The sequence below is a fragment of the Variovorax paradoxus genome, from assembly GCF_029919115.1.
GTDB lineage: Bacteria > Pseudomonadota > Gammaproteobacteria > Burkholderiales > Burkholderiaceae_C > Variovorax > Variovorax paradoxus_O.
This window is the reverse complement of sequence record NZ_CP123990.1, coordinates 1667400-1690357: the sequence shown is the minus strand read 5'-3', so window position 1 is coordinate 1690357 and position 22958 is coordinate 1667400. Positions and strand designations below refer to the sequence as shown.

General features: G+C 67.4%; 22 protein-coding genes and 2 pseudogenes. 4 read left to right on the top strand and 20 right to left on the bottom strand.

The features are described from left to right. Positions 1 to 31: 31 nt before the first annotated feature. The 7 genes from pabB to QHG62_RS08280 form a co-directional block, all read right to left on the bottom strand. The gene (pabB, locus tag QHG62_RS08310) at positions 32 to 1948 is read right to left on the bottom strand and encodes an aminodeoxychorismate synthase component I (RefSeq protein ID WP_281150427.1); all 1917 of its coding nucleotides are present in this window, start codon (positions 1946 to 1948) and stop codon (positions 32 to 34) included. A 2-nt stretch (positions 1949 to 1950) separates the two neighbouring features. Next, a complete protein-coding gene (gene fae / locus QHG62_RS08305) occupies positions 1951 to 2484 on the bottom strand; it encodes a formaldehyde-activating enzyme (protein WP_281150426.1) in 534 nt (177 codons plus the stop codon). Positions 2485 to 2535: 51 nt separating this feature from the next. Continuing rightward, entirely contained in the window at positions 2536 to 3366 is an 831-nt protein-coding gene (locus QHG62_RS08300) for a formylmethanofuran dehydrogenase subunit C (RefSeq protein ID WP_281150425.1), read from the bottom strand. Further along, positions 3363 to 4322, bottom strand: a complete 960-nt coding sequence (fhcD, locus tag QHG62_RS08295) for a formylmethanofuran--tetrahydromethanopterin N-formyltransferase (protein WP_281150424.1) — start codon at positions 4320 to 4322, stop codon at positions 3363 to 3365. Before fhcD ends, QHG62_RS08300 begins: the two co-directional genes overlap by 4 nt. 16 nt (positions 4323 to 4338) lie before the next feature. After that, complete coding sequence (locus QHG62_RS08290; protein WP_281150423.1) at positions 4339 to 6021, bottom strand: formylmethanofuran dehydrogenase subunit A; 1683 nt, start codon at positions 6019 to 6021, stop codon at positions 4339 to 4341. Beyond that, positions 6018 to 7262: a formylmethanofuran dehydrogenase gene (locus tag QHG62_RS08285; protein ID WP_281150422.1), complete on the bottom strand. Its 1245-nt coding sequence runs from the start codon at positions 7260 to 7262 to the stop codon at positions 6018 to 6020. The genes QHG62_RS08290 and QHG62_RS08285 overlap by 4 nt, the downstream gene beginning before the upstream one ends. Positions 7263 to 7516: 254 nt before the next feature. Next, positions 7517 to 8254 (bottom strand): HisA/HisF-related TIM barrel protein, encoded by a 738-nt coding sequence (locus tag QHG62_RS08280; protein ID WP_281150421.1) that lies wholly within the window; start codon positions 8252 to 8254, stop codon positions 7517 to 7519. Between the two features lie 41 nt (positions 8255 to 8295). Between QHG62_RS08280 and QHG62_RS08275 the strand changes: the two genes are divergently transcribed. Genes QHG62_RS08275 through QHG62_RS08265 form a run of 3 tightly spaced genes read left to right on the top strand, consistent with a single transcriptional unit; the run spans position 8296 to position 10959 of the window. Beyond that, entirely contained in the window at positions 8296 to 9282 is a 987-nt protein-coding gene (locus QHG62_RS08275) for an ATP-grasp domain-containing protein (protein WP_281150420.1), read from the top strand. Further along, a complete protein-coding gene (locus tag QHG62_RS08270) occupies positions 9269 to 10360 on the top strand; it encodes a hydantoinase/oxoprolinase family protein (RefSeq protein WP_281150419.1) in 1092 nt (363 codons plus the stop codon). Before QHG62_RS08275 ends, QHG62_RS08270 begins: the two co-directional genes overlap by 14 nt. Continuing rightward, complete coding sequence (locus QHG62_RS08265; RefSeq protein ID WP_281150418.1) at positions 10360 to 10959, top strand: aspartate kinase; 600 nt, start codon at positions 10360 to 10362, stop codon at positions 10957 to 10959. The genes QHG62_RS08270 and QHG62_RS08265 overlap by 1 nt, the downstream gene beginning before the upstream one ends. A 31-nt stretch (positions 10960 to 10990) precedes the next feature. On the opposite strand, the gene QHG62_RS08260 is transcribed toward QHG62_RS08265, so the two are convergent. Genes QHG62_RS08260 through QHG62_RS08240 form a run of 5 tightly spaced genes read right to left on the bottom strand, consistent with a single transcriptional unit; the run spans position 10991 to position 16433 of the window. Beyond that, positions 10991 to 11683, bottom strand: coding sequence for a (5-formylfuran-3-yl)methyl phosphate synthase (locus QHG62_RS08260; RefSeq protein WP_281151538.1), 693 nt, complete (start codon positions 11681 to 11683; stop codon positions 10991 to 10993). A gap of 5 nt (positions 11684 to 11688) precedes the next feature. Continuing rightward, the gene (locus QHG62_RS08255) at positions 11689 to 12270 is read right to left on the bottom strand and encodes a DUF447 domain-containing protein (RefSeq protein ID WP_281150417.1); all 582 of its coding nucleotides are present in this window, start codon (positions 12268 to 12270) and stop codon (positions 11689 to 11691) included. After that, entirely contained in the window at positions 12267 to 13739 is a 1473-nt protein-coding gene (locus QHG62_RS08250) for a DUF6513 domain-containing protein (protein ID WP_281150416.1), read from the bottom strand. Before QHG62_RS08250 ends, QHG62_RS08255 begins: the two co-directional genes overlap by 4 nt. Beyond that, positions 13718 to 14368, bottom strand: coding sequence for a flavoprotein (locus QHG62_RS08245; RefSeq protein WP_281150415.1), 651 nt, complete (start codon positions 14366 to 14368; stop codon positions 13718 to 13720). Before QHG62_RS08245 ends, QHG62_RS08250 begins: the two co-directional genes overlap by 22 nt. 22 nt (positions 14369 to 14390) lie before the next feature. Beyond that, positions 14391 to 16433, bottom strand: coding sequence for a sigma-54-dependent Fis family transcriptional regulator (locus QHG62_RS08240; RefSeq protein ID WP_281150414.1), 2043 nt, complete (start codon positions 16431 to 16433; stop codon positions 14391 to 14393). 215 nt (positions 16434 to 16648) lie between these two features. Here QHG62_RS08240 and QHG62_RS08235 point away from each other — a divergent pair, with 215 nt between their 5' ends. Then, positions 16649 to 17164: a dihydroneopterin aldolase gene (locus tag QHG62_RS08235; protein ID WP_348638687.1), complete on the top strand. Its 516-nt coding sequence runs from the start codon at positions 16649 to 16651 to the stop codon at positions 17162 to 17164. Between the two features lie 54 nt (positions 17165 to 17218). On the opposite strand, the gene fae (QHG62_RS08230) is transcribed toward QHG62_RS08235, so the two are convergent. The 8 genes and pseudogenes from fae (QHG62_RS08230) to QHG62_RS08205 all read right to left on the bottom strand — a co-directional run bounded on the left by fae (QHG62_RS08230) (position 17219) and on the right by QHG62_RS08205 (position 22947). Continuing rightward, the gene (fae, locus tag QHG62_RS08230) at positions 17219 to 17731 is read right to left on the bottom strand and encodes a formaldehyde-activating enzyme (RefSeq protein WP_012748178.1); all 513 of its coding nucleotides are present in this window, start codon (positions 17729 to 17731) and stop codon (positions 17219 to 17221) included. Between the two features lie 83 nt (positions 17732 to 17814). Then, positions 17815 to 18312, bottom strand: a complete 498-nt coding sequence (locus QHG62_RS27710) for a triphosphoribosyl-dephospho-CoA synthase (RefSeq protein ID WP_348638686.1) — start codon at positions 18310 to 18312, stop codon at positions 17815 to 17817. Between the two features lie 169 nt (positions 18313 to 18481). Beyond that, positions 18482 to 18592, bottom strand: a pseudogene (locus QHG62_RS27705) (triphosphoribosyl-dephospho-CoA synthase); the annotation flags it as partial. A 169-nt stretch (positions 18593 to 18761) separates the two neighbouring features. After that, a pseudogene (locus QHG62_RS27700) lies at positions 18762 to 18887 on the bottom strand (triphosphoribosyl-dephospho-CoA synthase); the annotation flags it as partial. A gap of 2 nt (positions 18888 to 18889) precedes the next feature. Continuing rightward, positions 18890 to 19846, bottom strand: coding sequence for an ATP-grasp domain-containing protein (locus QHG62_RS08220; RefSeq protein WP_281150413.1), 957 nt, complete (start codon positions 19844 to 19846; stop codon positions 18890 to 18892). Between the two features lie 10 nt (positions 19847 to 19856). Beyond that, positions 19857 to 20864 carry a methenyltetrahydromethanopterin cyclohydrolase gene (gene mch / locus QHG62_RS08215; RefSeq protein WP_281150412.1) on the bottom strand — a complete coding sequence of 336 codons (1008 nt, stop codon included), beginning with the start codon at positions 20862 to 20864 and terminating at the stop codon, positions 19857 to 19859. Next, positions 20861 to 22033 carry an ATP-grasp domain-containing protein gene (locus QHG62_RS08210; protein ID WP_281150411.1) on the bottom strand — a complete coding sequence of 391 codons (1173 nt, stop codon included), beginning with the start codon at positions 22031 to 22033 and terminating at the stop codon, positions 20861 to 20863. The genes mch and QHG62_RS08210 overlap by 4 nt, the downstream gene beginning before the upstream one ends. Further along, positions 22030 to 22947, bottom strand: coding sequence for an NAD(P)-dependent methylenetetrahydromethanopterin dehydrogenase (locus QHG62_RS08205; protein WP_281150410.1), 918 nt, complete (start codon positions 22945 to 22947; stop codon positions 22030 to 22032). Before QHG62_RS08205 ends, QHG62_RS08210 begins: the two co-directional genes overlap by 4 nt. Positions 22948 to 22958 lie beyond the last annotated feature (11 nt).

Sequence of the window (22958 nt, the reverse complement as noted above, 5' to 3'; positions counted from 1 at the left end):
GCATGCAAACCGGCCGCCAACCGCTGATGCGTCAGGCGGCCGAAGCCTCCTGCGGCTGGAGCTGCGCTTGCGTGAGCAGCTGCGCAGGCAGCACGCCGCGCAAAGCGTTGCACACCACGAGCTTTTGCGCTGCCTGCAGGTCTGGCAGATACAGGCTGCGTTCCGCGGCCTCCCAGATGGAGTCTTCGATGAGCACGCCACGCATCACGCCGGGCAGCGCACCGTCCGCAACGGGCGGCGTCCACCAGCGCCCGTCGATGCGCGCGAAGAGCGTGCTGCGCCCGCCTTCGACAAGCCGGCCGTCTTCGGTGAAGAACAGGCTGTCGAAGGCGCCGGCGCGTTCGGCGGCGCGCACGCCGGCATCGTAGTGTTGGCGCACGGTGGTCTTGAACGCGCCCAGCGGGTTGGCATTGGGCAGGCGCTGGTCGGCCACGATGAGCTTTACCGCGCCGGGAGGCAGAGGCGGCAATGGCGAGTGCGTGATGCCGACGCGCCCGTCGTGCGCGAGCGCCAGGCGCAGCCGCGACGGCTGGTTGGGCGAAAGCGCGGGCAGTGCACTTTGCAGTGCTTCCATTGCGGCATCGCGGCTGAACCTGAAGCCCAGCGCACGTGCGCTGCCCGCCAGCCGGCCCAGGTGCCGGTCGAGGTAGCGGATGCCGTCGCCCGGTGCAACCAGCATGGTTTCGAAAAGCTCGAAGCCGGGGTCGAGCGCAGTGAGAAAGCGCGCCTTGAGCAAGCACTCTTCGAACTCGTCGGCCGCGACGCTGTCTTGCACGATGCCCGCCCCGACGCCCAGGCGCAGCGTCCGCAGGCCTTCGGCGTCGTCTCCCAGCGTGAGCGTGCGAATGGCCACCGAGAGGCAGAAGTCGCCGATCGACGCGCCCTGCCCCGGCGCATCGATCCAGCCGATGGCCCCGCAGTAAAGGCCGCGGGGCGTGCTCTCGAGCTCTGCAATCCATTCCATGGTGCGGTGCTTGGGCGCGCCGGTGATGGAGCCACAGGGAAACACCGCGCGCAGCAGCTCGGGCATGCCGACGTTCGCGCGCAGCTTTGCCTGCACGGTCGATGTCATCTGGAACACCGTGGCGTAGGGTTCGACGGCAAAGAGCGTGGGCACCTTGACCGAGCCGACCTCGGCCACACGGCCGATGTCGTTGCGCAGCAGGTCGACGATCATCACGTTCTCGGCGCGGTTCTTGGTGTCGACCGAAAGCAGGCGCGCCATTTCGCTGTCGCCCTCGGGCGCATCGGCACGCGCGGCGGTGCCTTTCATGGGGCGCGCGGTAAGCACGCCCGAGTCATGGCGCAAAAAGAGTTCGGGCGAACAGGAGAGCACGTGGGTCGCATCGCTCTCGCCGGCCTCGCCGGTGCCCTCAGGCAAGGCGATCAGCGCGCCATAGGCCACAGGCTGCCGCTCGCGCAGGCGCCGGTACAAGGCCACGGGCGAGCCGTAGCTCCGGCCATGCAGCCGGTAGGTAAAGTTGACCTGGTAGGTCTCGCCCGCGGCGATGGCCTCGTGAATGCGCGCGATGGCCGCCGTGAACGCCGCTTCGTCGATGCTGGGGTGCAGGTCCATCACGCCGGCGGGCTGCGGCTGGCCGGGTGCTTGCAACCCGCCGGCCTCGCGCTGTTCGAGCCTTGCCAGCCAGGCGCCTGCCTCGTCGGCCGAGAGCCTGGCGCATTCACGGAACATCAGCACACGCAATGCCGAGGCGTCGTCCGGAGCAAGCCGCGCCTGCCCCGCGTGCAGCAGCTTGGCGCCCCATTCGTAGTCGGCCAGCAGCACCGCGTGCAGGCCTTCGCGCAAGTCGGCATCGACCTGCGCCCACACTTCATCGAGCCGGGCTGCCTCTGTGCACCGGTGTTCGCGGACGAACCCGGTGTGCAGCCGGCTGGTGGGCCGCCCGGCGGTGGAGCCGCAGTCGTCGAGAAGCGCGAAGGCAGGCAAGGTCAGCTCCAGTCGTCCATGTCGTGCTTGATGCGGTGGCGGTTGGCAATCAGCTCGTCCACCGACGGCTCGTTGCTCAGCGCGCGCCGAATGGCGAGCTTGGTGGCTTCGTAGTTGGTGCGGTACATGTCTTTCTTGTCGAGGTTCTCATCCTTGGCGCAGCGCGGATCGATCCACACCAGGCTGATGATGCACAGCGTATTGGCACTGTCCCTGGGAATGATGCCATCGATCAGGCAGTCGACCACCGCGTCGGCCGTTGCGCTTTGCACCACCCCGCCAAACAGGTCGATGTTGGCCGAATCCTTCAGCGTGACCTTGGGGACCATGATGGTCGCGGGCCGCACGAGCTGGTTGCAGGCCCGAATCGCGAACATCGCGGTGTGGCCCTTGCTCTGGGCCATCATGCCCGCAAAGGCATGGCCCACCGGTCCGTCGGTGGCGCCGATCAGGATCTCGGGCATGGCATCGGTGAACTGCCCCTCCCTCGCAAGAACGGTGGCTTCGCCGGCGTGAAAAATATAAGGATGCGTCATATGAATGGAGGATTCAGGAGAAGGGTTTTCGAAGAAACTTGAGCAAGCGGGTCACAGGCACACGACGAGTTCACCCTTCCCGTCGGCGGAAAGGTCGCCCAGGTGGCGCTCGATGCGGCGCATCGGCAAGTCGCTGAAGAGCCCGCCGTGCCGCGCAAGATCGCGGGCCAGCAGTGCCCAGAACACCGGCGTCGCGGCACGGTTCGGCACGAAGGTCGGCGCCGGCCGGGTGCCTTCGGGCAAGGCCGCCCGCGCCTCCGCAAAAACGATGCTGCCGCGGCGCATGCCATAGCCCGCATGCGCGCCGACATTGCCGCCCACGGCAATCGTGCCGGCCACCATGCGCGACCCCAGGAAGGCGCCCGCCCCGCCATGAACCAGCGCAGTGCCGCGGCGCATGCGGTCGCCGAAGCGCTCGCCCGCGTTGCCATGAACGACGAAGGTGCCGCCACGCATGCCGTCCATGCTGCCGGGCAAGGTGCTTGCGGCAAAGTCGCCCACGTCGCCCTTCACGTCGATGGTGCCGCCGGCCATTTCGCAGGCGGCCAGCAGGCCGGCGCGGCCTTCGATGCGCAGTTCGCCGCCGCGCATGCAGCCGCCCGCATAGTGGCCGGCATGGCCTTCGATGCGGATGCGGCCGGCGTCCATCTGCCAGCCGATGCGATCGAAGCGCTCGAGGTTGCCTTCGAGGCGAAGCACGCCCTCTTCGTTGCCCGGCGCAATGTCGAACAGTTCGGCCAGCGCGATCAACTCGTTGCCATGGCCCACGGGCAGCTGCTCGACCTGGGCGGCCGAGAGCTCCGCCAGCGCCGACGGCGTGATGCCGCGCAAGTCCACGCGCATTGCGGGCACTTGCCGCAGCCTGAGGTTCCATCCACTCATGGCCCATCTCCCACGCCGAGCAGCTTGTGCAGATGAAAGTGAAACGGGCCCAGCTTGCCGCCGTAGTTGCCCGCCGAAATGCGCAGCAGGCCACCGGCCGGGCCAATGCCGATGGCGGCTTGCATGCCCACGCGCATGGCTGCTGCCACATCGCCTTCGGTCAGGCCGTCGATCACGATCTCCATCACGCAGCCGATCCCTGCATGCGCGCCACCCTTGCTTGCCAGTTCGCTGTGAGGCACCAGTCCGACGAGGCTGGGGCAAAACGCATCGTTGGTCGACGCGTTCAGGTTCGCGTAGCGGCTCCCCACCTTCGAGCCCGAGCGCACCACGCCGCCCGGAAAAGGCATGACCACGTTCGGCAGCCGCTTCATCGCAGCCACTGCCGCCTCGGCAGCCGCCAGTGCGCCGTCGGTGTCGCGCGCGAGCAGCAGCAGGTTGCCGCCACCCACGGCCTTGACCACGGGCGTGTCTTCCTGGGCAACGAATTCGCCGTCCATCACCGGCACGCGCCAATAGCGCACACCGTCGATCACCTTCGAAATCTGCCAGCCGTCGCCGAAGAAGCGCAGGTTCTTGCCCAGCGCCGCCACGTCTCCGCCGGCCGTGCGCGGCAGGCCGGCAAACACCGCCGTGGTCGGGCAGGTCAGCACGCACTGGCCGACACGGCGCTCCAGCTGCTTGCCCAGCTCCTTGCCCGACATCGAGAAGATCAGCACGTTCACGCCCGGCCGCCCGTCGGGTGTTTCGTGCGGGCCCAGCTCGCGCTCGATGCCCGCCTCGCAGCCGCAAGCGATCACCGAGGTTGCAAAGCCTGTGGCCGATACCGCCGCATGGCGCGCCCACTCGGGCGTGTGCGCCGTGATGACGATGCGGGTGGCCTTCATCGGAAAGGCTTCGGCAAAGGTCGCGTCGATGACGACGCCGTTGCGCTGGACAGATGATGAGTCGGTCATGCGGCGCACGCCTTTGTCATGACGACGCCTCCTGGAAACACTCGGCCGGCAGCAGGCGCCCGCCGTTGCAGCAGCGGCAAAGCTCGTCGTGGCCAATGGCAATGTGGTCGAAGTTGACCGAGCCGTGCGCCGCCAGATGCCGGCGCAGCCGCTGCTCGATGCCGCGGTCGTACTCCGGCGCCACAAAGTGCGTGCCGCCAGTGGGCACCGCGGTGACACGCCCGGCGCGCGAAACAAGCACGCCGTCCTTGAACACGTATTCGGGCGTGGCGAACATGGCCTCGCGGTTTTCATTCTCGCGGTACACCGCGATGTCGGCCGCGGCGCCCGCACCCAGGTGTCCGCGGTCCCGAAGGCCGAGCAGGCGGGCGGGCCCTGCGCGGGTCATGATGGCAATCTCGTAGAGCGAAAGCTCGCGCGTGATCGAACGCAGCGCGGCCTGTGCCGCCACCTCGGGGTGCAGCTTGGCCAGCTGCTCCTCGCGAAAGCTGCGGTCCATCAGCAGGCGGATCAGGTGCGGGTAGCTGGTGAACGGGCCACCGTTGGGGTGGTCGGTGGTGAGCACCACGCGCCATGGATCGTCGACCAGCAAGAAAATTTCGAGCCCGATGACCCACTGCAGCGCGTTCACATAGCTCTGCTCGCGGTAGCGGAACGGCACCACGCCGCAGCCGGCTTCGCATTCGATGTCGGCGCCGATCCACTTGCGCGGATCGGCCAGGCCCGATTGGGCATGCTGGCGCATGGTGTCGCCCGAGGCCGTGACGGTCTGCCCGAACATGATCTGGCCGACGTCGATGCTCACGTTCTTGTTGGCGTTCACCACCTCCGAAAGCTGCAGCGCGGCGGAAGAAAATTTCTTCGGCCCCTCGGTGCCGTAGGCGTGGAACTGGATGTGCGTCAGGTGGCCGGGCAAGCCGTCGAGCGCGGCGATGGTGTCGAGCGTGGACTGGATGTTGCCCGCCACCCCCAGGTTGCTGCCGTGGATGTGCAGCGGATGCGGGACGCCAAGCTCGCGCAGCGCGCGAGCCAGCGTGTGCACCACCTGCCTGGGCGTGACCTGCCAGTGCACATGGTTCTCGTCGACATCGAGCTTGCGCTGGTTGAACTTGAAGGCCGAGATGCCGCCCGGGTTCACCACCTTCACGCCCATGGCCTTGCTGGCGTTGATGGTCCAACCGGCGTAGTCGCGAATGCGCTCGAAGTCCCATCCCTCGGCCAGCATGCGCAAGAAGAGCTCGTCGTTGCCGAGCATGACGTATGCGCCATGGTCGAGGATGGGCGTGTCGCCCATTTCCATGTGTGTGTGGCGTGCGTTGCAAGCCATCATGGCCGGCTCGAAGGCCGCCGTGTAGCCCATCTCCACATAGCGGTAGCCGGTGGCCAGCGTGCCGGGCGCGCAGCCGCCGCACGATGCAAGCTCCAGCAGGTTGTCCGGCAGCGCCAGGGGGTTGGCGTTGGCGCGATGGTCTTCGGGCAGCAGCATGCGCGCAAGGTTGACCTTGCCGCCGCCGATGTGGGTGTGCATGTCGATGCCGCCGGCCATGACGATGCAGCCGCCGATGTCGATCTCTTCGGTGGCGGCCTCGTGCGGCGCAAGCTCCACCATGCGGCCGTCGCGCACGTACAGGTCGCGAACTTCGTCGCGGCCGTTGGTGGGGTCGATGATGCGGCCGCCGCGCAGGCACAGCGTCGTCATTGCGCCCGCTCCCGCTTCAGCGCCTTTACCGCCTGCGTCAGGCGTTTGACGACATCGTCCACACCGGGCAATCCGTCTTCGTACAACGGACGCAACGGCAGCAGCACCGAGCCGTCGGTGCGAAACAGATGGCCGCTGCAACCGATGCCGGGTGTCGATACGGGGATGAACACCTGCCTTCGCGCACTCGCCTCCCCACCCTGCGGCCGCATGCCCGGATGCCCGAGCATGATGCGCGGCATGCCGGCCTGGGGCGGAGCGGGCTCGGGGCCGTAGCTCGAGACCCACAGCAGCATGTCGACGGCGTCGTCGGCCAACAGGCGACCGGCATCGAAGCACAGCGGCTCATGTTCCAGGCCCAACGGCCCGGCGCGCGAGCGCAGCGGCAAGCCGGAAAGCCAGGCGAACACCTGGTTGACGGTGGCAGCGCCGTCACCGCCGCCCAACGAGAGCGACGCCGCGCGCGTGCTCCGGTTGAGCGTGGCGACGATGCGCTGGATGGCCTCGACGATCAATGCGCCCTGCCCCGGCAGGCGGCCAGGCTCGTACACCAGCACCGAATAGCGCGCCGCCTGCAACCGCGCCGCCAAGGCCATCAACTCGGCCGGCACGCGCTCGTCGCCTGCCGGAACGCGGCCCGCCACCAAAGCCGCGAGCAGGCCCACGGTATCGAACATGTCGCCCGACATGGGCAGCATTTCGGTTTGAACGTCATCACGCTCGCCTACGCCGCATCGGCGAAAGAATTCGGGATACCGCGCCGTGGGGTCGCCCGTCATGCAGACGATCAGCTCGGCCCGCGTTTTTATTTCAGCCAGCGTGGTGGTAAACCCGCCACGGTCTTGCAGTGCGCGCAGCCCATGCATCATGGCCTGCCCCTGCGCCGGGTCGCAGATGGCGCCGGTTTCGCAGGCCAATGCATACAGCGCGCGGGCGCCTGCCACGTCGGTTCCAAGGCCGCCGAACAGAGGCTGATGGCTGGCCGCGAGCAGCGAGGCCGCCGCGGCAATGGCGGCATCGAGGTCGCAGTCGCGCCCATCGACCTGTGGCTGCAAAGCGACGGGCGCGCCGTCGAACGCAGCCAGCGCGGCGTTCGCCCGTGGGCAATCGCTGCCGACGAGCTTCAGCGACGTGCCGGGCGGGCCGAGGTCGACGCCGAAGGTATCGCACAACAGGGGGCAGAACGGGCAGGTCCACGGAGGGTGGCCGGGCTGCGCGGCGGCGGGGTCGAGTTCGCTCATGGGCTGGCAACTACGCAAGCCATGTGCCATTCAGCCCCCGCGGCGGGCGCGCCCAGCGGTGCCTTGGCTGGCCGCCCGCCAGCGCGCCCTCATGACACACGGGTTTGAGACACAGTGTTGCGCTTTTGGCGGTCAATGCGTGCCGGCAGAGGCCATCGGCAGTACATGCAAGCCCCTGCCCATATGGCACGGTTCGTGTGTGCGGCGGGTTGATGGCATGCCTCACCCACCCCCGTTGCGCCGGATCCGCCGGATCAGCGGTGCACGCGCGGCAACTGCAGGTCGTGCAGCGCGCTGGCGACCAGCCAGGCGTCGGCGCCGGCAGCACTGGCAAGCGCCAGGTCTTCGGGGCTGCGGATTCCGCCGGCGCCTATGACCATGGCGCCGGGGGCCAGCCGCCGCACCTCTTGCAGGGTTTCCAGGTCGGGCCCGGCGCCGGAGCCGACACGCTCGAGCGTCATCACGATGAGCCGACGCGGCCACAGGTCGACCGCGTCCCAACAGCCGGCATGGTCGAGCCGCTGGCCGTCGCGGCGGTCCAGCGACAAGGCTGCGCCAGGCGCGTCCCCTTCAGCATCGCCGTCGGCGTTTTCGAAACAGCGCTCAAGGGCTTCGCGCGAACGCAGCGATTCGCTTCCGAACACCAGCACGATGCGCGAGGCAAAGGCCCCGAGCTGCTTCTGCAGTGCCTCGCCAGCCGCGGCATCCGCCAGACCCGCGTCAAGCCAGAGTTCGATATGGGGCAACGCCTCCAGCATGTCGGCGAGCACCGCGACCTGCACCGCGCCGCCTTGCAGCGCGTCGAGGTCGGCCACGTAGAGCTGCCGCGCCGCGCAGTGGTCGCAAAGGATGCGCGCCACCGTCACCGGATCGCTGCTTGCGCACAGCGCCGAGACGATCGGCCGGTAAGACTTGCGATCGCCTCGCACCGCCCTTACCACCTGGCCCTTCAGCAAGTCGACGACGGGGATCAGGTTCAGTTGGGAAGTCATTGGCAAGTGATGGGGAACGTACCCGGAAAGTGGATGATGAAATGACGACACGCGTATTTGTCTACGAGTATCTCAGCGGTGGCGGCTGGAGCGACTACGGCGACGACGCGGCCGCCGATGAATTGCTGCCGCTCGGCCTCTCGATGCGCGACGCCATGGTGGCCGACTTGATGCGCGTGGCCGATTGTTCGGTCTCGGCGGCAGTCTGCGAACCGGGGAACACCCTGCCCGCCGGAGCCATGCCGCTGCGGCCGCTCGCCAATGAATCGGCCTTCGACTTTGTCGCGCGCCAGAGCGTGCTGCACGACGTGGTGTGGCTGGTCGCGCCCGAGACGGACGGGCTGTTGGCCAGGTTCCAACGCACGGTTGGCAATGCACGCTGGCTGGGCTGCAGCGCCGGCGCCATCGAACTGACAGCGGGCAAGAAGGCCACGCTCGCGCACTTGGCGGCCCACGGCGTGCCAACGCCCCTGGCGTTTGTGAACGCGCCCGAAATAGAACGCTGGGTGGTCAAACCCGATGACGGCGCCGGCGGCGTGGCCACCCATGTGCACACCCGCCATGCGGATGCGCTCGAAGACCGGGCTCGGCGCACGCATGCCGGCGCAACCTTGACGCTGGAGCCCTGGATAGAGGGCGAAGCCCTGAGCCTCTCGCTGCTTTGCACGGAGCAAAATGCCGAAATGCTGAGCATCAACCGCCAGTGCATTTCGATCGATGCACACGGAAGCCTGTCGTTCGACGGTGTGAGCGTCGATGCGCTTGGCCGCGATGACCCGCGCTGGCAGCCGCTGGCCGCACTGGCCATGCAGGTGGCGCGTGCCGTCCCCGGCCTCAGCGGGTTCACGGGTATCGACCTGGTGTGGCACCCGCGGCACGGGGCAGTGGTCATCGAGGTGAACCCGCGCGTCACTTGCGCCTATGTCGGGCTCTCGGCCGCACTGGGCCGCAACCTTGCGGCCGAACTGCTGGCAGACCGCTTCCGCGGCGAAGCCCAGCAACGGGAACCTGCACGTGCCGTCGCCTGAACGAATCACCGTCGGGTGGGACATAGGCGGTGCGCACGTCAAGGCGTGCCTGCTGCAAGGCGGCGAGGTGGTCGACGTGGCGCAATGGGGTTGCCCGCTCTGGCAAGGCCTGGACCACCTGGCGCGTGCGCTGCAGGCCGCCCGCGCGCGCTGGCCGGCTTTCGGCGAGGCACGCCATGCCGTGACCATGACGGGCGAAATGGTCGACCTGTTCCCCGACCGCGAAGCCGGCGTGCGGGGCATTGCGGCTGCGCTGGCGGCAACGCTTCCTTCAGGGCCGGGTGCCTTGCATTTCTTTGCCGGAGACGCCGGCTGGTGCACACCCGCGCAAGTCACGCGGCATTGGGAGCACATTGCCTCGGCCAACTGGCTCGCCACCGCGCGGCATGCCGCGCTGGTGTTTCCGCAAGGCGTGCTGGTCGACATCGGCAGCACCACCACCGACCTGATCGCCTTCGGCAACGAACGCGTGCTGGCCACCAGCCGCACCGATGCCGAGCGCCTGGTGAGCGGAGAGCTTGCCTACCACGGCGTGGTGCGCACGCCCGTGTGTGCGCTCACGCAGCGCATCGAATGGCGCGGCCGGGCAAGCCACGTGATGAACGAATTCTTCGCCACCACGGCCGACGTCTACCGGCTGTGCGGCGAACTCGACCCCGCGCACGACCTGTACCCGAGCGCCGACAACGCCGCCAAGACCCTGCCCGCCACGCGCCAGCGGCTTGCGCGCATGGTGGGCCTGGACGAGCGCGATGCCTCCGCCGACGAATGGCTGGAGCTTGCGCGTGCCTGGCGCGGGGCGCAGGTCGAGGCCATCGGTTCGCAGCTGCGCCGCGTACTGGCCGCGCATGCGCTCAAGCGCGAGGCCGTGATCGTGAGCGCAGGCTGCGGCGCGTTCCTGGTGCCGGACCTTGCAGCGGCGGCGGCAACAGCCGCGTCCGCGCCGCACCGCCTTGCCTCTTATGGCGGCGACGTCGCCAGCGTGGCGCGCCATGCCGCCGCGGGCACCGGCGCATGGGCTCAGGTGTGCGCACCCAGCGTGGCGGTGGCGGCACTGTTCGAAAGGGAGCACGACTGATGTGGGTCGTCAAGATCGGCGGCAGCCTTTGCTCTGACCCGGTGCTGCCGCAGTGGCTCGATCTGCTCACGCAGATCGGCGGCGGACGGGTGACCGTGGTCTGCGGCGGCGGCACCTTTGCCGACGAAGTGCGGCGCGTGCAGGCGCACTGGCAGTTCAACGACCTGGCCGCGCACAACATGGCGGTGCTGGCCATGGCGCAAACGGCGTATCAGCTGCATGCACTGAACCCGGCGCTGCAGCTCGCAACACGCAAGACCGAAATCCCCGAGCTGCTTCGGCGCGGAAAAACAGCGCTGTGGCTGCCGCTGGAACTTCGGCGCGACAAGCCCGATTCGCGCACGGGCTGGGAGGCCACTTCAGACACGATTGCACTCGACCTGGCAAAGCACCTGAATGCCGAGCAACTCGTGCTGGTCAAGTCTTGCGCCATCGATCCGCAGATGACGCTGGACGAGCTGGGCGAGGCGGGAGTGGTCGACCAGCAGTTTGCCGGCCGCTCTGGAGACGCCGCGTTTCCGATCACGCTGCTTCACAAGAACCAGTTGGAGACCATGCGGGCGCTGCTGTTGGGCGAAGCCACCTTCGTCCCGCGCTGAACCTGCGGGCATGGCAGCCCAGGCCAGGCACTCAGGCCGTTGCAGCCTCCGCAGCCTCTGCGTGCAGCGACGCAGCCAGCGCGGCAAGCCGCTCCGGGCACAGCGCCGTCTTGCGGTCGGCAACGCAAACAGCACTTCGAAAGCCGGCGAAATCGGGCGCCAGCGACTGCAGCAAGGGAACATGCGCCATGCGCAGCGCGCCCGCCAGGCCGACCAGCCGGCCCGCGGCGCGCACCTGGGCAACAAAGGCGCGCAGGTCTGCCGTCGGCACCGCATCGAACAGGCTGCCAGCCAGCTTGTCGGCCGTATCGGCCATGAGCGCGGGAAAACCCAAGCTGCAGGCATGCGCGACCAGTGCAGTGTCAAGGCCTTGATCGGCAATGAAGACCGGCACCACCGCCCACTCGCAGGCAGCGAGCGCATCGAGCACCGCAAAGGCCGCGGGGCCGCGCTCGATGCCGACCTTCACGTAGTCGACACCGCAAGCACCGACCGCATCGACTTGCGCGAGGATGCCGTCCAGCGCATGCATGGGCAGGTCGCCGATCGTTGCGCTCACCGGCAGGCCGATGCCGTGCGCCCGCAGCGCATGCACGACGGCGCCGATGGTTGCGACGGGCAAGCCGCCCAGCGCGCCGTCGTTCGGCTCTTTCAGGTCGATGAAGTCCGCCCCGCCCCGCGCGGCAGTCAAGGCTTCATCCACGCTGCGCACGCTCACCAGCATGCGGGTCACGATGCGCGCTCCGGCGTGCCGTTGCGGTGCTGCGCGACAGCGGCGCGCAGCCACTCCCAGGCCTCGTGCTCTTCGGGGCCGGCGGTCTTGTCGATGGCAATCTGCAGGTAGGTCATTTCGGTTTCCACTTTCTCGGGGGGCAGCATGTGCAAGCGGCTGACCAGCACGGCACCTTCGATCACCGCGGCCTGCGCGCGGTTGAAGCCAACGAAAGGCGCATGGGTGGCCTCGTGCACCGGCACCATGCGCAGCACCGGCCGTTGCACGTCGTCACGCTGCTCGGCCAGTTCAAGTTCTACGTGCCGCAGCGCCGCAGCCAGCCGCACGCCGTCGACGCGCTCGGCCGGCAGCGTGGGCCAAACCTTGCGGCCAGTGACACAGCCTGCGAACACGCGCGTGTCGCACACGATGTTGAGCACCGCATGGCCGGTGGCCACGATGTTGTCGTGCGTGGTGGAGGGCTTGAACGGCATCAGCAGGATGCCGTCTTCGCGGTAGCGTATGCCCATTGGCGCCACATGCGGTTTGCCGCCGGGTGCGACGGTGGTGACCACGGCTTCGAAGATCTGGTCGTTCATGTGGGTGACGGCGCGGCGGCGCTCACGGCACCGGCCTCTTGCGCGTTGTTCTTCGATGTCTTCATGGTGGTACCCGGCGCGCACCAGCGCGCAAGGTCTTCGGTGGGCCGCGGCGCGGCGCAGCCCCAGTCGAGCGGCTGGTCTTGCACATAGCGCTTGCCGAGCTGCCAGGCGATCTCGGCGCGGGCAAGCTCCACACCCATGTAGAAGGCATGGTCGGCGTCGTCCTGCAGCTTGAGCTGCGGCCACAGTTCGAAGGCGCCCTGCCCCAGCCGCAAGCCGTCGCGGTTGTACACGTGCAGGCCCAGCGGCGATATCTGCACCCGAAAATTGGGGTCGCGCACCTGCGAGGCGATCTCGCCGATTTCTTCGGGCGTATCGGGGAACGGATGCTTGGCATGCACCGTCATCAATGCATCGCTCATCCCCTTGGGCAGCGTGGCGTTGCGAGCCGCGGCGTGCATGATCCGGCGGGCCCAGTCGGCCTCGCTCACCGCGCGGCGCGCATGCTGGCTCACCTGGGTGGTCAGCACGGCCGCCACGTTCAGCTCGGCGGCAATGCCGAACAGCACCGCGTTGATGCCGCTGGTGTCGGCTTCGGTGAGTTCGGTGACGTTGCCTACGCCGAGCATGATCGGCGCATCCGGAAAGCGCTCGCGCAGCCGGTGGTAGCGAACGATGGAGGCGGTCAGGCCGAAGGGTATGGGGTCGAGAATCGAATCGGCGAGGAATGCGCGGCCACGCTGCTGCATGTGCGCCACCGCTTCGTACAGCGATTCTTCGTCGGCCGGAACGCGCGGTATCAGCACCGGGGTTGCGGCCACTTCGTCGGCAATCCACAGGCTGTCGAGCGTCAGGCTCAGCAGGTAGTCGGCACCCGCCTTGCCGCCGAGCAGCAGCTCTTTCGGGTCGCTCGAATCGACGCTCACCTGAAAGCCCGCGGCCTTCAGCGCCTGCACGCTTTCGGCCAGGTGGTCGAAGCGCGTCTCGGGCAGGCAGCCCAGGTCGATCACGTTGGCACCGTCGGCCGCAAGCAGCCGGGCGCGTTCGATGATCTGTGCCACAGTAAGCCGCGGTGCATCGACGATCTCCGCAAAGATGGCGACCTCGTACTCGTTGAGATCCACGGCGCGCGCGCTGCGGTTGAAGTGGCGCGGCAAATCCTTCAGCTCTTGCGGCCCGCGCTCCACCGGAACGCCGAAGTGCTGGCTCAGAGCCTCGACGTCGCCGCGGCAGCGGCCCGGCACCATGATGCGGTCGGCGCGGCGTGCGACGGTGCCCTCGCCTTCAGCCTCGGTAATCACAGGTGCCGCAACGCGGCGGCGGATCATGTCGGCCGTCATCAGCGCCGCCACCTGCAACCCGATCTCCCGCACTTCCCATGTGAACGGTGCCGCCTCCATGCCGGCCAGCACCCGCGAGAGGCTGGCTTGGGCGAGGCGCCCGGTCAGGAAGACGATGTGTTCCATGCGAGAGAGAGTTCCTTCATGCGTGCATCGAGCACGGCTTCGAGTTCGGCGGGCGACGAGACCACCTGGCAAAAATCGATGCCGCGCAGCCGCTCCACGTTGTCCAGTTCGATACGGCGGGGCCGCAGCGTGACCCAGTCGTGCGGCGATTTGGTCACCACCACCGGTTCCGTGTCACATGCAAACACGATGCCAGGAATGCCGAGCTTGCCGGCCTGGGCAAACATGTTGGTCGGCAGCGAGTCGCTGATGCCGAATGCGCACTTGGCCACGGTGTTGCTGGTGGCAGGCGCTACCACCACGGTGTGATAGATGTCGTCGTAAAGCATGCCCACGGGCACGCCGCTGGCCGTCTTGTCGCGGAACACCCTGAAGCGCGACTTCAGCGCCTCGATGTGCAGCTTGTAGATGGGCAGCACTTCTTCTGCCGCGGCGGAAAGAAACAGGTCTACCGAGGGCAGCCGCCCTGCAAGCGCCAGCGATTCCTCGAGAAAGTGGCCCGAACCGGTAATGCACCAGGCCAGCCGCGAGCGCGGCGGCGAGGCGGGCAACGGCGGCTCTTCGTCAGCCGCTGCCAGGCCTGTGCCGCGTGGATCGATCTTGCCCGTACCCTGTGCCCCTCCGTTCATCGTGTCTGGTGAGCCTGCGGGCTCAATCGGGTGGAGAGATTTCGATGTGAAGCTTGTGGAGTTTCCGGTACAAGGTGTTGCGGCTGACATCGAGCGCCTTGGCGACGTTGCTCACGTTCCAGCGATGCTGCTCGAGCATCTGCAGCAGCACCTGCCGCTCGTTGGCCTGGATCGGATTGAGTTTGACGGCCGGGGGCGCATCGGAAGCCGCTGCTTCGCCTTGCGCTTCAGCCGGCTCGGCGGCCGCAGGCAATGCGTAGGCCGACGCGGGCGAAGGCACCGGCCTTGCAGCCAGCGAAGGCAGGTGCTCGCGCGTGATGGTTTTTCCATCAGCCAGTGCGGCTGCGCTGCGCAGCACGTGCCGCAGCTGGCGCAGGTTGCCGGGCCACGGATAGGCCATCAGCACGCGCTCGGCATCTTCGCCAAGCCTGCAGTCGCTACCGCCCTCGTCCTTCAGCACGTCGTGGATCAGCTCGCGCTTGTCGGTACGGTCGCGCAGCGCAGGCAGGTCGAGCTCGATGCCGGCAAGCCGGTAGTACAGGTCTTCGCGGAAGCGGCCTTCCCGCACCAGGCTTGGCAAGTGCTGGTGGCTTGCGCTCACGAGCTGAAAGTCGACCGGATGCGTGTCTTCGGTGCCCAGCGGCGTGACCTGCCGCTCGTCGAGCACGCGCAGCAGGCGGGCCTGCAGCTCCAGAGGCATATCGGCAATTTCGTCGAGAAACAGCGTGCCGCCATCGGCCTGCAAGATCTTGCCGCGCCGGCCGCTGCGCTGTGCGCCGGTGAAGGCGCCGGCCTTGTAGCCGAAGAGCTCCGATTCGATCAGCGTCTCCGGCAGGCTCGCGCAGTTGACTGCGACGAACGCACCTTCGGCATGCGGACTGGTCTCGTGGATGGCGCGCGCGAAAACCTCTTTGCCCGAGCCCGTTTCGCCGCACAGCAGCACGGGGGTTCGGCGCGCAACCACGCGCCGCGCAGTGTCCAGGTGCGCAACTAGCCGCGCATCCTTGAAGGTGCGAATGCCAGGGGCGCGTGCTGCAGCGGTTCGCAAAGGCGCACGAAAGGCCTCGGCACCCGCTTCGATGGCCATGGGGGCGGCTACCGCACCGCCCGCGCGTGCGCGCGCCGGCGTTGCCGCATCGGATGCAGGCCGACGCGCCACCGCAAAGAAACGCAGCGCCGCGTTGGCCCGGTACGCGACCACCGGATGGAACGAAGAAGAAAGACTGCGCTGCACGATATCTTCGAGCGAGGTCTGGAACAGGTCGTCGATGCGCTGCGTGCGAATCTCGTCCATCGTCTGCACGCCAAGCTGGAACAAGGCGCTGCGGTTGGCCGCAAGAATGCGCCCGTCATCGCCGACGGCGAGCTTGCCTTCATGCAGCGTGTAGACGAACTCCGGCCGGCTGTGGAAGTGCAGCGGATGCGCATTCGAAAAGCGCTTGTCGATCAGCCGGTTCTCGATCATGCGTGCGGTCATGCCAAGCAGCACCAGCACGTGCTGCTGCATGAGGCTGGAGCGGCTGGTCACGTCGAGCACAGCGATGATTTCGCCGGACGGATCGAACACCGGCACTGCCGAACACGTGAGCTGCGTGAAGTGGCTGAAGAAATGTTCTTCGCGCCGCACGGAGATGGGGTGCGCGGCCGCGAGGCAGGTGCCCATGCCGTTGGTACCGGCTTCGGCCTCGCCCCACATGCCGCCCGCACGCAGGCCCATGGGCTCGGCTTCGGCGGCAAACTCGGGCGAGGACACCATGTGCACGATGACGCCGTCGGTATCGGTCAGCACCACGGCGGATTCCGCATCTGCCAACTGCTGGTAGAGCGTGGTCATCTCGTAGCGCGCGCATTCGATGACGTCGGCATGCTGGTTGCGCCGGCTCTGCAGGGCCGAAGACGCAATGACCACCGGTTCGCGCGGCCGGCCCGGATCGAGCTGGTATTGGTTGAGGCAACGGCTCCAGGAGCGGGTGACCAGGTCGTTGCCCTCTTCGTGAAAGCCCCGCCTCACTACGTCGAGCACCCGGTCGGCATGCCTGTCGCCTTGTCGCAGCGTCAATGTCATTGAATGTCTCCAGCGCGTTCCATCGTGTCTCCTTGGCCGGTCCATTGTTGTACTTGCCGACTTGCTGCACACCCGGTGAAACACCAAGCAGTGAAAGGCTCGCCGGAGTGGATCCGCTCTCTGGCCTGCATTTTGCGTTGATGAATCCTGCATGGGGGCATCGGCCTGCCTGCAGTCACACTTTCAAACACATTCGAATCCACTGGAGACATCGCTTGAACACCAGCCAGAGCCCTTCCGTCGGCCACTTTGCTTCGAATGTTCCTCATGCTGCCAGTGCGTCCGCGGGTGCAACGCCCATGGACCTGATCTTCATCGAGGGCTTTCACGGCAACACGGTCATCGGCATCCACGAATCGGAACTGCACCACGCGCAGCCGCTGGTCATCGACGTGCATGCCGGTCTGCCCCGCGCACGCGCCTGCGACACCGACCGCATTGGCGACACCATCGACTATGGCGTGGTGCGCGAGCGGCTGCTGCGCCTGATGGCGGAACACCGCCTGCAGCTGCTGGAGGCCTTTGCAGAGGCCATCGCCGACATCCTGATCGACGAGTTCAACGCCAGCTGGGTACGCGTCAAGGTGGTGAAGCCGCGCAAGTTCGACGATGTGCAGGCAGTGGGTGTGCAGATCGAGCGCCACGCGGCAACGCACCGGGCCTTCAAGCCGACTCATGGCGCAACCGTGCTGAAGTTTCTCGCAAGCGGCATGGTGCCCGCCAAACGCTGAACAACAAGAAAGAAGCCGACCCGGTTCACGCGTCGGCTTCTTCCATTCAGCTATTCAAAGGTGCGCGGCGAACGGGTGTGCCGTGGTGCCCTTCTTGTCGACCACTTCAGCCGCTGTCGGCGAGCCTGCTACAGCCCTTTGGATGGCTTCGCGCGTAGCCTGATAGTTGTAGTCCTGGATCTTCTTGTCGTCGTCGGCAAGCCAGTGGATGAACACGCCCACGCAGATGAAGAGGTTGTCGGCCTCGGCCATGGGAATGGTGCCGTCCTCGACGCTGTCGGCCACCGCCAGTGCCACGGCGCGCTGTGCCGGACCGAACATCTGCACCGCCTGTTTGGCGCCTTTGATGGTCACTTTGTTGAACATCACCGTGGCCGGCTTGGTCAGCAGGTTGGGCGCCACCACTGCGAGCAGCGAGGTGAAGCCGTCCTTGTTGTTCGTCAACGCGTTGGCGAAGGCGGTCTCGGCGGCGCTTCCGCGCGGCCCGATGATCAGGTCGATATGGGCTACTTCGTTGCCGTCGCCGACGAGCGATTCGCCCACCATCAGTCGATCTATTTTTGCCATGGTTTCGGGTCTCCTCTTAGAGGTCCAAGGTGGTTAGGGTCATTACGACACCGGTCAGAACGACCAGCGCAATGCCATGGTTATCACGATCCGTGCCATCCACCCGCGGGTCCGCGGGCAGGCGCCGCGCACGAGCGGATCCAACCCGACAGCAGCAGCGCCGCCACGGTGAAATCGGCGCTGGTTCCCGGGTTGACGCCTGCAGCCTTGAGCGAAACGTCCCACGCGGCGAATTCCGGGTCCGCATCGAGCACCACGCCGTCTCCGGCGCGCTCGCGCCAGGCCTGCGCCGCCGTCATGACAGTCTGTGCCACGCGCCAGCCGTGTTTTCGAACAATGTGTGAATCGGGAAACGCGCCCAGGCAAGCCAGGTAAAGCCGTTGGACGGAAGCCACAGTGGCTGCATCGGGAGGCGCTTCGACGTCGGCCGGCGCGTTGCCCAAGCCCGCCTGGTACACCGGCACCTGGAACGCCAGCGCGAAAAGGTCCGCGAAGCCGTCCCGGTATTGGCGCGCGATGAGGTCGCGGTCGGCCGCAAGCGCCATGGCTGCGCGCAGGTCGACGGAGGGGGCGTCGTGCACGTCTTCTTGCCGCGCGCTTCCAAGGCCGCCCGGCTGCGCGCAGGTCGACGGAGGGGGCGTCGTGCACGTCTTCTTGCCGCGCGCTTCCAAGGCCGCCCGGGTGGGCGCGCGCAATGGCCCGGTAGGCCGCGCGGGCATCGTCGAGGTCAAGGGTGGCCAGCACGGACTCCACGGCCGCCCGCAATGCAGCCGGCGTTGCTGCGGCGGGGTTCTGCTCCACGGCCAGCGCAATGGGTGCGCACAACAACAGAATGCCGAGGTTGGTGTTGCACCCCGCCACCGCCCAAGTGGCCTCTACAGCGGCTTCGATGCGTTCGCCTGCGCGCAGCCGTGTTGCACCCCGCCACCGCCCAAGTGGCCTCTACAGCGGCTTCGATGCGTTCGCCTGCGCGCAGCCCGGGCGCGAACAGCGGGCCTGCCGATGCCTTTGCGCTGTCGATGAACATCGAGGCCTGCATGCGGTGGCCGGGCGAGTCGCGGCTGACGTTGCCGGGTTTGCGCACTGCAACATCGAGCCAGCAGGCGCGCAGGAAGCAGGCACGCGCCCGTTCGATGGCCGCCTGCCGGGCGTTCATCGTCAGGCCCGGCGCTCCGGGGGCAGGCTTTCTTGCACGCGGCTGCGGGTCTGCGCCATCTTGCGATCGAGCAGGTCGTCGACAATGGCGCGGGCGATGTTGAAGCCCGTGACCCGCTGCAGCCCCTGCCACGCTGCCACGCCGTTCACCTCCAGCACCTGGATCTTCGGCCCGCTGGCGGCTGCAATGAGGTCTACCCCCGCGTAGTCCATGTCGAGCGCATGGGCCGCACCTTCTGCCATTTGCGCGAGCGTGGGTTCCAGGTCGGCCGGCTCGCAGCGCGCGCCTTGGGCCACGTTGTGAACCCAGTGCGTGCTGACGCGCCGCATCGCGGTAATGGCACGCCCGCCCACCACCAGAACGCGCCAGTCGAAACCGGGCGAGTCCAACGGTGGCACAAAGCGCTGCAGATACGCAAGGCCTGCATAGCGGGCGTCGGTGTCGGGCATGGGGTGGTGCACGCCGTCTACCTCACCGACAAGTTGCAGGTCTTTGCCTTGCGAGCCGAACAGGGGCTTGATTACCAGCGCGCGCCCTGCGGCCGTTTCGCGCATCGCAATGCGCCTGGCCTGCGCAGCCGACTCGGTGGCCCATGTAGCAGGTGCGGGAATGCGCGCGGCATGCAGCAGCAGACTGGTCATCGACTTGTCGACCGAACGCTCGATGGCGCGCGCATCGTTGTAGACCGGCACACCAAGCTCGCGAAGCGCATGCAGCACGCCCAGGCGCTTGGTCACCTGCTCGAAGCTTCCGCCGGCAATGCCGCGCACCAGCACCGCATCGGGCAGCTCGCGGCCATAGCCAGGAATGACAAGGCCGTGCCAGGCAGCGGACGTATCGATGTTGCAGTCGGCAAGGTCGACGCAGCGGCCCACTGCGCCGCGTGCGCGCAATGCGGCTTGCAGCTGGCGGGTGTGCCAGCCGATCTCGTCAGTCATGATGGCAATGCGCGTGGTCATCGGGCCACCCTCATGCTTCCTGCAGCCACAGACGCTGCAGCAGCGCCATATCGGGTGCGCCGCCGTGCCATGTGTTGCCGCTGTCGATGTTGCTCACCCAGACTTCGGCGGGTGCGAACAACGCGCCGTCAATCTTGTAGAAGTCGTACTCGACCTCCTTGAAGATGTGTGCGAACGAGCGGCCGTGGTCGTGCGAGTTGCGAGAAGGCAATGCGCGGGCCAACTCGCGTGCAGCCTGGTCGTCGCCGCGCACGGTGAGGTGCACGCGGCCGCCGTAGAGAATGGAATCGTTGGTGCGCCCCATCGCCTCGACGCCATCGGCACTGGGCGAAGGCAGCGGTGCGGTGCCTGCCCCATCGACAATGTTGGCAAGCGTAAAACCCAGCTCGTGCGACTTGTGCAGCGCCACCTCGAGCACGCGTGCCACCACCTGCGTGGTGCCTGCAAGGCTGGTGGTGGGCGTGAGGATCAGCGTGAGCGCGTCTGCGGCCAGGTTGCAATCGCGCAGCAGCTTGTCGATGACGATTCTCGGCGGCGGGCGGTCGACCTCGAGCACCAGCACGCCGCAGTCTGCGTGGTCGCGGTAATTCAGTTCGGCAAACAGTTTTTCTTTTACCGCGAGCGCGCGCGCCGGGCCGGAGCCGAGCGAAAAGAACTTCTTGCCGCCGGTTTCTTCCTTGGTTGCCGACAGGCTCCAGCCGGCGTACTGGCTGCCGAGGCAAGCCAGCACGGGCTGCGAGCTGCGCACATCGAGCCATGTGGGCCAGCCCTCGGCGTGGCTGCCGCTGCGCAGGCCGACATGGCCGAGGCCGCCCATGCAGATTTCGCCGATGCGCAAGCCGGCTTCAACCGTGCCCGGCGCCGCAATGCCGGCATCGACGATGTGTACGCCGCTTTCGTCGCGGCGCACTTGCAATCCGAGCGCATCGGCATCGTGCAGCAGGCGTTCGACCAGCGGCCGCGCCATCCGGTTGACGCTCAGGCCCTCGGCGGCGGCCGGCGGTGGTGTGTTGCTCATGCCAATGTCTCCATTAAGTGCAGCAGCCGCTCGCGGCTTTCGCCGAGACGGGAACGCACCTCGTCCGCGGTGGCTCCGCTCGCGGTCAAGGTGCACAGGGGGTCGTCGATATCGAAACGCTGGCCGGCGCCCGGAATGTCGCGGATGCCCGGCCACTCGACGAGCTCCCGCGCCGCGGCCTCGTCGAGTTGCATGGGTCGCGGCGCGAAGACGATTTCGATGCCCTCGATGTCTTGGCGGTGCGGAGGCATCGCGGGCAACTCGCCATGCAGGCAGGCGCGCAGGTGAGCTTGCATGAGGCCCGGCACACCTGGCGGCCGGCGGTAAAGGCTCATGCTCGCTGGCGGCCTGGGATTGACTTCGAGCACGCCAATGGCCTCGCCATCGCGCATGAAGTCGAGGCTGCACAGGCCGCGCAGTTCGAACTCCGCGGTCAATGCGCGTGCGATCTCGATCACACGCGTCGCAATGTTCTCTGGCACGCGCACGGGCCCGATTGCGCCGCAGAATACGAAAGGCCGCGCGCCGAAGGGCCGCACGGTCATTTCATTGAAGCCGAGCACATGAACATCACTTCCGTTGGCAATGAAGGTGGCGGACATCGGCTGGCCCGGCATCTCGCGCTGGAAGTAGTCATGCGAAGACAGCGGCTCTTCCACCGACCACGGCGCATGGCGAACATGCCAGCCGCCGCAGCCATGGGCGTCTTTCATCAGCCATCCGGCGGGGTCCTCTGGAGGTTCCAGCAGCACCTGCGGGTAGGGCATTACGCGCGTTCGAAGAAATCCGAAGAAGCTGGCCGGGTCCCGCAGGCGGCGCACGGCGCTGGGTGCGGTGCCGATCAGGGGCAGCACGGCCGCGCCCTGTTCGAGCAAGCCAGGCTCGCCTTCGAAGCCGCTGCCTGCGATCCAGCCCGCCACCGGTTGGCCGCCCTCGCCTTCTTCGGCCAGCCGGCGCAATGCGGCCAACGTGCTTGCCGTGTCGATGTGCAAGCTGCCGGGCGTGCCGATTGGCTCCCACCGCGATGCGGCACGGCGTGTATCGACGTCGCCGAACAGGTCGAGCGCGACGACGTTGAAGCCGTCGTTCGCCGCTGCCTCGGCCATGGCGCGCGCCGAGATGGCTGCGACGGCAATGGTCTGCATCTCGCGGACGGGCGTGGCTGTCAAGACACCTTCGCGGCCTGCTCGACCAGGAACGCGCGCGCGACCGCAAAGGCCTCGGCAAAGCTCAGCACCTGCGCTTTCTCGGCCTCGCACATCTGCACCAGCAGGCGATGCTGCGTCTGGTACTTGACGTTGCCCACGGCCAGCGCGCCGATGCCCACCGCTTGCGTGCCCGCGAGCGGCTTGGCGTCGTCCATCACGCCGACACCGGCAATGCCTTCAGGAGGCACCGCATTCACGTCGGCAGCAACCTTGAGCCGCGTTGCCGCAGCAAGCGCATCGCTCGACACCACCTGCACGCCGGCGGCGGCGCAGGCCAGCAGCACGTCGGCATCGGCAATGGAGCGGCGCACGGCATCGGGGTCGCCGCCTGAAAGGCCATGCAGCTTCACACCGAAGCGATTGCCGGTTTCGTCCGCCGCTTCTTGCGCGGCATCGATGCCATTGCGGCTGGACAGGTACACGTCGGCACCGGCCTGCGCTGCAATGACGCCGGCCACGCGCCCGACCGGGCCCGTACCGCCGAGGATCACCACGCGCTGGCCTTCGAGCCCTTGGGCATGGTGGCGCTTCAACGCAGCTTCTACACACGCCACCATGGCCGCGGCCGTGGTATAGGCGCCGCTGGGGTCGGCCATGAGCGAGACGATGAAGGGCTTGACCATCGAGGTTCTTGCACGCTCGAGCATGTCGGCGGCCAACTGGGCGTCGCGCCCGCCAATGAAGATGCCTGTGCGGGCAACGCCCTTGGGTCCGCGCGAAAAAATGGTGTCTTGCGTCAGCCCCGTGATGCGGTCGAGCGCCACGTCGCAGTAAGGCACGATGATCTGATAACCCGCGTCCGCCGCCATGTTGATGTCGAAAGGACTCATCTGCGGACCGGGGGTGAACATGTGAAGGATGCGGGGACGTTCCATGTGAGCCTGCG